An 11117-nucleotide genomic window follows, 5' to 3' on the forward strand; every position below is an offset into this window, starting at 1 on the left:
CTCCCCTTAGTAATCGCGCAGTACCGCGAAGCGGTCGGCGCAGTAATTGGCGTCGCCCAGCGTTTCACCACCGGCGCGGGCGCGCTTGAGGAAAAAGCCGATGTCGAATTCATCGGTCATGCCGATGCCGCCGTGCATCTGCACCGCTTCCTGGCCGGCCAGCAGCGCCACCCGGGCGGCCTTGGCCTTGGCGGCCAGCACCTGAACCTCGGCGTCGTCGGCGTTGCGGTCGCAGGCGTCCAGCGCCTGCATCGCCAGGGCGTCGCTCATGGACACTTCGCCCATCAGCAGCGCGGCGCGGTGCTGCAGCGCCTGGAAGGTGCCGATCAGGCGGCCGAACTGCTTGCGCTCCTTGAGGTACTGCAGGGTGCGCTCGAACGCTTCCCGGGCCAGGCCGGACAGCTCCGCGGCCAGCACCGCGCGGCCGGCGCGCAGCGCGGCGGCGAGGGCGGCGGCGCCGTCCGCCATCGGTTCGGCGGCGACGTTATCCAGGGTCACCCGGGCGGCGTTGCGGTCGTCGACCATGCGGTTGCGCTCAATGGTCACGCCCTCGGCCTTGGGGTCCACCAGGAACAGCGCGGTGCTCTCGCCCTGGCGGGCCGCCACCAGCAGCAGGTCCGCCACATGGGCGTCCAGCACCAGCAGTTTGCCGCCGTTCAGGGTGACGCCGTCACCGGCCGCCTTGGCTTCGGTCTTGATCGCTTCCGGACGGTGCTTGGCGCCGTCGTCCACCGCCAGGGCGGTGATCACGCTGCCCTCGGCGATCGCCGGCAGCCACTTCTGCTGCTGCTTGACGCTGCCGCCGGTGGCCAGGGCGGTGGCGCCCAAAACCGCGGTGGACAGGAACGGGGTCACCGAAAGGTTACGGCCGATCTCACGGGCCACCAGGCCGGCGCCCACCAGGCCGAAGCCGATGCCGCCGTGCTCCTCGGGCACCAGGATGCCGGTCAGGCCGGATTCCACCATGGCGTGCCACAGCGGCTCGTCGTAGCCCTTCTCGTCGTTACGGTCGCGCAATTCGCGCAGGTGGGATACCGGGCCCTTGTCGGCCATCAGCCGCGCCACGGAATCCTGCAACATCTGTTGTTCGTCGTTCAGTTTCATCAGCGTCGACTCCTTATGCGTCCGGCAGGCCCAGCAGGCGTTTGGAAACAATCCCCAGCATCACCTCGGAGGTGCCGCCTTCGATGGAATTGCCCTTGGAACGGAGCCACTCGCGGGCGTACAGACCGCCCATGGTGCGCTCGCTTTCCCACTCCAGGCCTTCGGCGCCGAGGGCGTCCATCATCACTTCGTAGCGGCGCTTGTTGAGCTCGGTGCCGTAGTACTTAAGCACCGCGGACTGGGCGCCCACGCCCTGGCCGGCTTCCGCTTCTTCGCGGATCTTGCCCACCAGCGCCTGGAACGCCATCTGGTCGATTTCCAGCCGCGCGATGTCGGCGCGCAGCGCGCCGTCCGCCAGCTTGCCGTGCTCGGTGCCCACGTGCTCGGCGGCCAGCGGGCCCAGGGCGCGGCCCTTGAGGAAGCCCGGCGGTTCGCCGCCGATGTTGTTGCGCTCATGGGTGAGCAAGTACTTGGCCACGTCCCAGCCACGGTTCAGTTCACCGACGATCTGGTCCTTGCCGACTTTGACGTCGTCGAAGAAGGTTTCGCAGAACGGCGACTCACCGGAGATCAGCTCGATCGGGCGGGTGCTGACGCCTTCGCTTTCCATATCGAATAGCGCGAAGGAGATGCCGTTATGCTTGCTGGCATTGGGGTCGGTGCGCACCAGACAGAAAATCCAGTCCGCTTTGTCCGCGTAGGAGGTCCAGATTTTCTGGCCGTTAACCAGGAAATGGTCGCCTTTGTCCTCGGCGCGGGTCTGCAGGCTGGCCAGGTCAGAGCCGGCGTTGGGCTCGGAGTAACCCTGGCACCAGCGGATCTCGCCCCGGCAGATCGGCGGCAGGTGCTGGCGCTTGAGTTCCTCGCTGCCGAATTTCAACAGCGCCGGGCCCAGCATCCAGAAACCAAAGTTGCTCACCGGCGTGCGCGCGTTGATGCGCTTCATTTCTTCGGCCAGCACTTCCGCCTCTTCCGGGCTCAGGCCGCCGCCGCCGTATTCCTTGGGCCACTGCGGCGCGGTCCAGCCCTTGTCGGCCATGCGCTCCATCCACACTTTCTGCGCGTCCGACTGGAACTGCCATTTACGGCCGCCCCAGCAGTGGTCCGCCTGGCTCTTCAGGGGCTGGCGCATTTCCTCGGGGCAGTTCGCCTCCAGCCAGGCCCGGGTTTCCGCGCGGAACTGTTCGAGATCCGACATCGCTCTCCTCCTCGAGCGCCTCCCTCGGCGGCCGACCGCCGGGGGCGGCGGGGCGCTTGGGAAGCTGTTATGAAATTGCTTTTCATTTATTTGAGTGTGACCGAAGTATGTTGGCCCGGCTGCGGGGCGTCCAGGGTCAAAAACGGCATGGTTAGCGGCAGTTGTGTCATCAGTGACCGGCGCGGCGGTGAAAAGGGTCAATGGTCTACTGTGAAATAAATGGCACTATTGTGCTTTCGGGAAAATTCGTCAGGATAATTTCATGTCTGTTTCCGCGGCACCGACCATGGTCCCCCTTTCCGCCGACCTGGAGCACAGCCCCAGGGACACCATCCTGGACGCCTCGGCGCGCTGCTTTATGGAGCACGGCTTCAAGGCCACCAGCATCGACGACATCGCCCGCCGGCTGGGTGCCACCAAGGGCATGGTCTATCACTACTTCGATTCCAAGTCGGACCTGTTCTTCGAGATCCACCAGCGCGCCATGGACGCCCTCGTGCAGGCGGTGGACCCGGAAGTGCGGCGCCGCGCGCCGGCCCTGGAACGGCTGCACGGCATGGCCCACCGTCACGTGGAAACTCTGATCGAGACCCAGCACTACCAGCGCGCCGTGGTGGAGGGCGTGCAGATGCACCTGCGGGTGAGCACCACCGAAGCCCAGCGCCAGCGGCTGATGCAGCTGCAGGACCGGCGCCGCCGCTACGAGCAGGTGTTTTTGAAGGTGCTCAACCAAGGCATCAACGAGGGCGATCTCGACGCCACCGAACCGCGCATCGCCATCAAGCCGGTGCTCGGCGCGCTCAACTCGGTGATCAACTGGTACCACCCCCGCTACGACGACGCCCCCGGCAGCCGCGAACGGCTGGTCGACGGCGTCGTCACCGTCGCCCTTCGCGGGCTGGTCGCCTGACCGCCGCTATTTTTTATTGAGAAACTTGTCGAAGATGGCGCGGGTTTCGTCGCTGAACATGCGCTCGGCGAACAGCACCGACTCCTTCTTGATCTGCTCGCGAATGGCGTCGGCGCCGTGGCGGGTCAGCTGCTTGGTGTACTGCAGCGCCTGCGGCGGCTTGGCGGCCAGTTTCGCCCCCAGCTCCAGCGCCTTGTCGCGCAGCTCGTCGTCGCCGCACCGGTAGGCCACCAGACCCATGCGTTCCGCCTCGTCGGCGGTCAGGGTGTCGCCGGCGAGCAGCAAGCGGTTGGCGTTCTGGCGCCCCAGCAGGGCGGGCAGAATCAGGCTGGAGCCGGCTTCCGGCACCAGGCCCAGGTTGATGAAGGCGGTGTAGAAACGGGCGCTGTCCGCGGCGATCACCAGATCGCAGTGCAGCAGCAGGGTGGTGCCGATGCCGGTGGCGTTGCCGTGCACCGCCGCGATCACCGGCTTGTCCAGCTCGATCAGCCGGTGCACCAGATCCATCGCCGGGCTCTGCTTGCCGTCCTTGCGCGACTCCGGATCCGCGTTCAGGAAGTCGCCGATGTCGTTGCCGGCGGTGAAGGCGCGGCCCTCGGCGTCTAGCAGCAGGGCGGTGAGGTCGTCCCGGTCCCGGTAGTGGTCCACGGCGCGGCTGATATCCCGGTACATCTCGCCGCTCAGGGCGTTGAGCTTGTCGGCCCGGTCCAGGGTCACTTCCAGTAATTTGCCGTGCTCGGTAACGCGGACATAGCCGCTTTGCAGTGCCAGGGCGTTCATGGTCTTCTCCCGTCTCTCGCCAAATAGCCAGTCAAAATATCGGAATTCTGTTTCGCAAAGCAAGCGCCACGGCGACCGCTGATCTATGCACCGCATTTATTCGGCAGGATTCAAAATATCAATTTCACTAACTAAGCGGGCTGTTCTAGGCTGTCTTCATTGCAACTCACACAGGCGACACCATGGCCCAGTTCCACCTTATCCGTCACGGCCAGGCGTCCTTCGGCGCCGCCAACTACGACAAGCTCTCCCAGCTGGGACACCAGCAGGCACGCTGGCTTGGCGAGTATTACCGTGCCCGTGGCGAGACCTTCGACGCGCTGGTCACCGGCGACCTGGTGCGCCACGTGGAAACCGGCGAGGGCATCCAGGAAGGGCTCGGCAGCAGTCTGGCCGCCGACCTGCAGCCCGGGCTCAACGAATTCGATTTCCACTCCATTGTCGACGCCTACCTGAGCGCCCACCCCGAGGAAGTGCCGCCGGAGGGCGCCTCCATGGCCGCCTTCTACCGGGTGCTGAAAAAAGCCATGCAGCGCTGGCAGGCCGGCCGTCTGGAGGGCAACCTGCCGGAAAGCTGGCAGGGTTTCTGCGACCGGGTGGCCGGCGCCATGGCGCACATCCAGGAACAGTACGCCGACCGCGACCGGGTGCTGGTGGTCAGCTCCGGCGGCGCCATCGCCATGTGGATGCGGCACATGCTCAACACCGCCGACGACACCGTGGTGGAGCTCAACCTGCAGATTCGCAACACCGGGGTAACCCAGGGTTTCTTCAACAAGAACGTGTATCGCCTTTCCATTTTTAACCAGGTTCCGCATTTGGACCGGGAAGATCGCGGCGACGCCATTACTTATAGCTAGAACGGATCAAAGAGGCCGGGTCATAACGGCCGCCTTATTCAAGAGGAGAGCAACATGGATTTCGAACATTCAGAAAAGACCCAGGACCTGATCAACCAGGTACGCACCTTCATCGATAACGAAGTGGTGCCCGCCGAGCACACCTACCACGAGCAGCTCGAGCAGAACCCCTGGAAGACGCCGCCGATCCTGGACGAGCTCAAAGCCAAGGCGAAAGCCAAGGGCCTGTGGAACCTGTTCCTGCCCAAGGAGCACGGCGAGCTGAGCCCGGGCCTGACCAACCTGGAATACGCCTCGCTGGCGGAACAGATGGGCCGCCACCACATCGCCTCCGAGTGCTTCAACTGCTCCGCGCCGGACACCGGCAACATGGAAGTGCTCGCCAAGTACGGCAACGAAGCCCAGAAGAAGCAATGGCTCGAGCCGCTGATGGAAGGCAAGATCCGCTCCGCGTTCGCGATGACCGAGCCGGAAGTGGCGTCCTCCGACGCCACCAACATCGAAACCTCCATCACCCGTGACGGCGACGATTACGTCATCAACGGCCGCAAGTTCTACATCAGCGGCGCGATGCGCGAATCCTGCGAAATCATGATCGTGATGGGCAAGACCGACCCGGACAACCCCAACCGCCACCAGCAGCAGTCGCAGATTCTGGTGCCGATGAACACCCCGGGTGTTAACGTCAAACGTCCGATGATGGTGCTCGGCTCCGTGGACGCGCCGGAAGGCCACGCCGAAGTGATCTTCGAAAACGTGCGCGTGCCCAAGGAAAACATCATCCTCGGCGAGGGCCGCGGCTTTGAAATCGCCCAGGGTCGCCTCGGCCCCGGCCGCATTCACCACTGCATGCGTCTGATCGGCGCCGCCCAGCGCGCCCTCGAGCTGATGTGCAAGCGCGCCAACGAGCGCGTGGTGTTCGGCCAGCCGATGATCAAGCACGGCTCCTGCCGCGAAGACATCGCCAAGAGCGCCTGTGAAATCGAGCAGGCCCGGCTGATGACCCTGAAAGCGGCCGACACCATGGACCGCTACGGCAACAAGGAAGCCAAGGAACTGATTGCCATGATCAAGATCGTGGCGCCCAATATGGCGCTCAACGTGGTCGACCGCGCCATGCAGATCCACGGCGCCGTGGGCCTCAGCCAGGACACCCCGTTGGCCGGCTTCTTCGCCTACGCCCGCACCCTGCGCCTGGCGGACGGGCCGGATCAGGTGCATATGATGCAGCTGGGTCGTAACCTGGCCAAGAAATACGAATAAGAGCTTCAAGCTACAAGCTTCAAGCGACAAGCAGCCCCGGCTACTCGCTGCAGGCCACAAACCGGAATACCCGGCTTGTGGCTTGTGGCTTGTAGCTTTTAGCTATTTTAAAGGAGGTAGACATGTCCCAGGTGGATACCCTGGATACCGAGCGCCTCGCGGCCTATCTGGAAGCGAACGTCGCCGGCTTCAAAGGCCCGATCACCGCCGATAAATTCGAAGGCGGTCAGTCCAACCCCACCTTCCACATCAAGGCCGCCTCCGGCGAGTACGTGCTGCGCCGTCAGCCGCCGGGCAAGCTGCTCAAGTCCGCCCACGCCGTGGACCGGGAATTCCGGGTCATGAATGCCCTCCAGAACACCGACGTGCCGGTGCCGCGCATGTACCACCTGTGCGAGGACCGCGACGTGGTCGGCTCCATGTTCTACATCATGGAATTTTGCCAGGGCCGGATCTTCTGGGACGCGGCGATTCCGGAAGTGGACAACGCCCAGCGCACCGCCATGTACGATGAGATGAACCGGGTGCTGGCGGCGCTGCACGGCGTGGACGTGGACGCGGTGGGCCTCGCCGATTACGGCAAGCCGGGTAACTACTTCGAGCGTCAGATGGGCCGCTGGTCCAAGCAGTACCGCGCCTCCGAGATCAACCACATCCAGGCCATGGAAGATCTGATGGCGTGGCTGGAGAACAACCAGCCCGCCGACGACGGCCAGGTGTCCCTGGTGCACGGCGACTACCGCCTCGACAACATGATGTGGCACCCCACCGAACCCCGCGTGATCGCGGTGCTCGACTGGGAGCTGTCCACCCTCGGCCACCCGCTCGCGGATCTCGCCTATCAGTGCATGCAGCTGCGCATGCCCCAGGAGGGCGGCAACCTGTCCGGCCTGCAGGGCAAGGACCGCAAATCACTGGGCATTCCCACCGAGCAGGAATACGTCCAAGCCTATTGCGAACGCCGTGGCATCGATCATATCGACCACTGGGAATTCTATCTGGCGTTCAGTTTTTTCCGCCTGGCGGCCATCGCCCAGGGTGTCGCCAAGCGCGCCCAGGACGGCAACGCCTCCAGCAAAAAAGCCGCCGCCGTGGGCCAGGTGGTGGAACCGCTGGCGCAAATGGCCATGCAGATCGTCCGCGAAGGCGCTTAGAAACACTTATTTTGGGAGAGTTTTTATGAGCACGAAATTGTTTGATCTGAACGGAAAGATCGCCCTGGTCACCGGCGCCAGCCGTGGCATCGGCGAAGAAATCGCCAAGCTGCTCGCCGAGCAGGGCGCCCACGTGATCGTGTCCAGCCGCAAAATCGACGACTGCCAGACCGTCGCCGACGCCATCAAGGCCGACGGTGGTTCCGCCGAAGCCTTCGCCTGCCACATCGGTGAAATGGCGCAGATCGAAGCGGTGTTCGGCCACATCAAGGACACCCACGGCAAGCTCGACATCCTGGTCAACAACGCCGCCGCCAACCCGTACTTCGGGCACATCCTGGATACCCCGGTCTCCGCGTTCGACAAGACCGTGGACGTGAACCTGCGCGGCTACTTCTACATGTCCGTGGAAGGCGCCAAACTGATGAAGGACAACGGCGGCGGCGCTATCGTCAACACCGCCTCCATCAACGGTCTGTCGCCGGGCAACATGCAGGGCATTTACTCGATCTCCAAGGCGGCCGTGATCAGCATGACCAAATCCTTCGCCATGGAATGCGCCGAGTTCAACGTGCGCGTCAACGCGCTGCTGCCCGGCCTCACCAAGACCAAGTTCGCCGGCGCGCTGTTCCAGCAGGAAGAAATCTACAAAAGCGCCATCGCCCAGATTCCCATGCACCGCCACGCGGAACCCAAGGAAATGGCCGGCACCGTGCTTTACCTGGTGTCCGACGCGTCCAGCTACGTCACCGGTGAGTGTGTCGTCGTCGACGGTGGTTTCACCATCTAAACCGCCTGGAGGTTGTTATGGATCCGATGCTGGATTTCACCGGCAAGGTGGCCCTGATCACCGGCGCCGCCAGCGGCTTCGGCAAGCTGCTCGCCGCCGAGCTCGGCAAACGCGGTGCGCGGCTGGTGCTGGGCGACATCAACATGGACGCCCTGGATAAGCTGGTCGCCGACCTGGAAGGGCAGGGCGTCACCGCCCTGGCGCGCCGCTGCGACGTCTCCTCCGAGGCGGACTGCAAAGCCATGGTGGACACCGCCGTGGAACAGTTCGGCCGTCTCGACATGGCGGTGAACAACGCCGGCATCGCCCACGGCTTCATTCCCATCCACGAGCTCACCGGCGAGCTGCTGGACCAGCAGATGAACGTCAACGTCAAAGGCGTGATGTTCGGCATGAAGCACCAGATCCCGGCCATGAAAGCCAGCGGTGGCGGTGCCATCGTCAACACCAGCTCCATGGCCGGCATCGGCGGCGGGCCCAAGATCGGCGCCTACGCCGCCTCCAAGCACGCGGTGATCGGGCTCACCCGCACCGCCGCCGTGGAAAGCGGCCGCAAAAACATCCGCGTCAACGCCATCTGCCCGTACTACACCCGCACGCCCATGCTGGAAGGCGGTGAAGGGCTGGCCAGCGGCGGCGAAGCCGAGCAGACCCTGGCGATGATGGCCGCCGGCAGCCCGATGAAACGCATCGGCGAACCGGAAGAGATCGTCGCCGTTATGCTGATGCTGCTGTCGCCCGCGAACACCTACATGAACGGCCAGGCGGTCGCCGTCGACGGCGGCGTCTCCGCGTTTTGAGCGGCTACAAGCTTCAAGCCGCAAGCGGCAGGCAGGCCGTGCTGGCGGAAAGGCCGTGCCATGAGCCGCGATACAGGATGCAGGATGCAGGATGCAGCGCGGAGCAAGACAAGGGGGCGCGGACAGGTTATCGCTCCGCGTTTATTGCATATTGGCAGACACAGATATGCTAATACGCAAGCCTCTCCGCCCGCTCCAGATCCTGCCCCTGTATCCTGAATCCTGCATCCTGTATCGGGCGGCGAAAGCCGCCCTCGGCCCTTCCGCGGTCAAATGACTTTTAAGGAGAACAACCATGAGTAATCGTTTGGCAGATAAGATAACCGTGATTACCGGCGCCACCAGCGGCATCGGCGAAGCCACCGCCCGGCGCTTCATCGAAGAGGGCGCCACCGTGGTGCTGGCGGGCCGCTCCGAAGAGAAGGGCGAAGCCCTGGCCAAGGAGCTCGGCGAGCGCGCCGTGTTCAAGCGCACCGACATCATGAGCGAAGACGACATCGCCGCCCTGGTGGATTTCACCGTGGAAAAATTCGGCCGCCTGGACTGTCTGTTCAATAACGCCGGCGCAGGCGATCGCACCACCGTGGACAGCTTCGACGAAGACGAATTCGCGCGCATCATGCGCCTGCTGGTGGGCGCCCCGGCGTTCGGCATCAAGCACGCCGCCCGCGTCATGAAGGACAGCGGCGGCGGCAGCATCATCAACAACGCCAGCATCGCCGGCCACCGCCTCAACCAGGGCGGCTACCTGTACTCCGGCGCCAAGGCCGCCGTCGCCCACATGACCCGCCTGGCCGGCGCCGACCTGGGCCAGCACAACATCCGCGTCAACGCCATCTCCCCCGGCGCCGTCGCCACGCCGATCTTCTGGGGCGGCTCCCAGCGCGCCCAGACGCTCAGCGACGAAGAAAACCAGCGCAAGATGGAAAAGCTGGAAGCCAATCTCGCCAAAGCCACGCCGCTGCCCCGCGCCGGCCTGGCCGACGACATCGCCTTCGCCGCCGTCTTCCTGGCCAGCGACGAAGGCAGCTTCATCAACAGCCACGACCTGGTCGTCGACGGCGGCCGCATCGCCATGTTCAACGAGAAGAGTTGAGAAGCGACCCCGCTGTGGGAGGGGCTGTGGGAGCGAGCCTTGTGGGAGCGGGCCCAGCCCGCGAAAGGCAAGCGCAGCTTGCCGGCAGGATCCCAGAGAGGCCTGACAAAAGCACCAACAACGTCTCTGGCATCCTGCCGGGTGGCTAAAGCCACCCTTTCGCGGGCAAGGCCCGCTCGCACAAGGTGGCTGCCGCTGACAATCACGAGGAACCGTCATGAGTTATAAAACGCTAACCGTCACGACGGACGGCCATATCGCCCGCATCACGCTCGACCGGCCGGACCGCCTCAACGCCATGAACGCGGACTTCTGGAACGAGCTGCCGGCGGCGGTGCGGGCGCTGGACGCGAGCGGCGACATTCGTGCCATCGTCATCGACGCCAACGGCAAGCACTTCACCGCCGGCCTCGACCTGGGCATGTTCGGCACCCCGCCGGACCCCGCCGACGTCACCGCCCGGGTGCAGAAAGCGGCGCGCTTCCGCCACAACACCGCGCTCATGCAGCAGACCTTCAGCGCCCTGGAAGACTGCCGCGTACCGGTGATCGCCGCGCTGCACGGCGGCTGCATCGGCGGCGGCGTGGACCTGATCAGCGCCTGCGACCTGCGCTACGCCAGCCGCGACGCCTACCTCACCGTCTACGAAATCAACGTGGGCCTCACCGCCGACGTCGGCACCTTCCCGCGGCTCTGCAAACTGCTCCCCGAAGGCATCGTCCGCGAACTGGCCTACACCGGCCGGCGCATGGGCGCGGAAGAGGGCGAGCGTCGCGGCCTCTTCAACGAAGTGCTGGACAGCAAGGAAGCGGCCCTGGAACGGGCCCTGGAAATGGCGAAGGAGATCGCCGGCAAATCACCGCTGGCGGTACACGGCTGCAAGCGCATGATCACCTACGCCCGCGACCACAACACCGCCGACAGCCTCGATTACGTGGTCACCTGGAACGCCGGCATGCTGCACAGCGAAGAAGTCATGGCCGCCGTCACCGCCGGCAAAACCGGCCAGCCCGGCGACTATGTCCCCCTCCCACCCCTCAACGACGACGTCCAGGGCGGCGTCTAGAACCGGGCCCTGCCCGCGAAAGGGTGGCTTTTAGCCACCCGGCAGGATGCCAGAGACCTCTCTCCAGATAGCCCGCGCCGGTATCGGGTGGGCCCG

At 64.7% G+C, this 11117-nt stretch carries 11 protein-coding genes; 8 read left to right on the plus strand and 3 right to left on the minus strand.

Going from position 1 to position 11117, the window contains the following annotated elements; translation table 11 throughout:
- Positions 1 to 6 precede the first annotated feature (6 nt).
- Together ISO4_RS12015 and ISO4_RS12020 are read right to left on the minus strand one after the other, a co-directional pair.
- The gene (locus ISO4_RS12015) at positions 7 to 1104 is read right to left on the minus strand and encodes an acyl-CoA dehydrogenase family protein (protein ID WP_194856375.1); all 1098 of its coding nucleotides are present in this window, start codon (positions 1102 to 1104) and stop codon (positions 7 to 9) included.
- Between the two features lie 13 nt (positions 1105 to 1117).
- A complete protein-coding gene (locus ISO4_RS12020; protein WP_142950073.1) occupies positions 1118 to 2302 on the minus strand; it encodes an acyl-CoA dehydrogenase family protein in 1185 nt (394 codons plus the stop codon).
- A 262-nt stretch (positions 2303 to 2564) separates the two neighbouring features.
- On the opposite strand from ISO4_RS12020, the gene ISO4_RS12025 reads away from it, so the two are divergent.
- A complete protein-coding gene (locus ISO4_RS12025; RefSeq protein ID WP_228548095.1) occupies positions 2565 to 3212 on the plus strand; it encodes a TetR/AcrR family transcriptional regulator in 648 nt (215 codons plus the stop codon).
- Between the two features lie 6 nt (positions 3213 to 3218).
- On the opposite strand, the gene ISO4_RS12030 is transcribed toward ISO4_RS12025, so the two are convergent.
- Positions 3219 to 3992, minus strand: a complete 774-nt coding sequence (locus tag ISO4_RS12030; protein WP_194856376.1) for an enoyl-CoA hydratase/isomerase family protein — start codon at positions 3990 to 3992, stop codon at positions 3219 to 3221.
- A 182-nt stretch (positions 3993 to 4174) separates the two neighbouring features.
- On the opposite strand from ISO4_RS12030, the gene ISO4_RS12035 reads away from it, so the two are divergent.
- The 7 genes from ISO4_RS12035 to ISO4_RS12065 all read left to right on the plus strand — a co-directional run bounded on the left by ISO4_RS12035 (position 4175) and on the right by ISO4_RS12065 (position 11021).
- Entirely contained in the window at positions 4175 to 4852 is a 678-nt protein-coding gene (locus tag ISO4_RS12035; RefSeq protein WP_194856377.1) for a histidine phosphatase family protein, read from the plus strand.
- A 54-nt stretch (positions 4853 to 4906) separates the two neighbouring features.
- Complete coding sequence (locus ISO4_RS12040; protein ID WP_142950075.1) at positions 4907 to 6115, plus strand: acyl-CoA dehydrogenase family protein; 1209 nt, start codon at positions 4907 to 4909, stop codon at positions 6113 to 6115.
- Between the two features lie 122 nt (positions 6116 to 6237).
- Positions 6238 to 7269 (plus strand): phosphotransferase, encoded by a 1032-nt coding sequence (locus tag ISO4_RS12045; RefSeq protein WP_194856378.1) that lies wholly within the window; start codon positions 6238 to 6240, stop codon positions 7267 to 7269.
- A 25-nt stretch (positions 7270 to 7294) separates the two neighbouring features.
- Positions 7295 to 8059, plus strand: a complete 765-nt coding sequence (locus ISO4_RS12050; protein ID WP_194856379.1) for an SDR family oxidoreductase — start codon at positions 7295 to 7297, stop codon at positions 8057 to 8059.
- 17 nt (positions 8060 to 8076) lie between these two features.
- Positions 8077 to 8859, plus strand: coding sequence for an SDR family NAD(P)-dependent oxidoreductase (locus tag ISO4_RS12055; protein ID WP_194856380.1), 783 nt, complete (start codon positions 8077 to 8079; stop codon positions 8857 to 8859).
- Between the two features lie 295 nt (positions 8860 to 9154).
- Positions 9155 to 9955: an SDR family NAD(P)-dependent oxidoreductase gene (locus tag ISO4_RS12060; protein WP_194856381.1), complete on the plus strand. Its 801-nt coding sequence runs from the start codon at positions 9155 to 9157 to the stop codon at positions 9953 to 9955.
- 217 nt (positions 9956 to 10172) lie between these two features.
- Positions 10173 to 11021 carry a crotonase/enoyl-CoA hydratase family protein gene (locus ISO4_RS12065; RefSeq protein WP_194856382.1) on the plus strand — a complete coding sequence of 283 codons (849 nt, stop codon included), beginning with the start codon at positions 10173 to 10175 and terminating at the stop codon, positions 11019 to 11021.
- The last annotated feature ends 96 nt before the right edge of the window (positions 11022 to 11117 follow it).

The sequence above is a fragment of the Alloalcanivorax venustensis ISO4 genome, assembly GCF_015356855.1.
In the GTDB taxonomy this organism is placed as follows: Bacteria; Pseudomonadota; Gammaproteobacteria; order Pseudomonadales; family Alcanivoracaceae; genus Alloalcanivorax; species Alloalcanivorax venustensis.

Excerpts from the sequence above, each read along its gene's own strand:
- ISO4_RS12065 (WP_194856382.1), top strand. The coding sequence starts at position 10,173 with ATGAGTTATAAAACGCTAACCGTCACGACGGACGGCCATATCGCCCGC.
- ISO4_RS12055 (WP_194856380.1), top strand. The coding sequence starts at position 8,077 with ATGGATCCGATGCTGGATTTCACCGGCAAGGTGGCCCTGATCACCGGC.
- ISO4_RS12045 (WP_194856378.1), top strand. The coding sequence starts at position 6,238 with ATGTCCCAGGTGGATACCCTGGATACCGAGCGCCTCGCGGCCTATCTG.
- ISO4_RS12040 (WP_142950075.1), top strand. The coding sequence starts at position 4,907 with ATGGATTTCGAACATTCAGAAAAGACCCAGGACCTGATCAACCAGGTA.
- ISO4_RS12050 (WP_194856379.1), top strand. The coding sequence starts at position 7,295 with ATGAGCACGAAATTGTTTGATCTGAACGGAAAGATCGCCCTGGTCACC.
- ISO4_RS12060 (WP_194856381.1), top strand. The coding sequence starts at position 9,155 with ATGAGTAATCGTTTGGCAGATAAGATAACCGTGATTACCGGCGCCACC.
- ISO4_RS12020 (WP_142950073.1), bottom strand. The coding sequence starts at position 2,302 with ATGTCGGATCTCGAACAGTTCCGCGCGGAAACCCGGGCCTGGCTGGAG.
- ISO4_RS12025 (WP_228548095.1), top strand. The coding sequence starts at position 2,565 with ATGTCTGTTTCCGCGGCACCGACCATGGTCCCCCTTTCCGCCGACCTG.
- ISO4_RS12015 (WP_194856375.1), bottom strand. The coding sequence starts at position 1,104 with ATGAAACTGAACGACGAACAACAGATGTTGCAGGATTCCGTGGCGCGG.
- ISO4_RS12035 (WP_194856377.1), top strand. The coding sequence starts at position 4,175 with ATGGCCCAGTTCCACCTTATCCGTCACGGCCAGGCGTCCTTCGGCGCC.
- ISO4_RS12030 (WP_194856376.1), bottom strand. The coding sequence starts at position 3,992 with ATGAACGCCCTGGCACTGCAAAGCGGCTATGTCCGCGTTACCGAGCAC.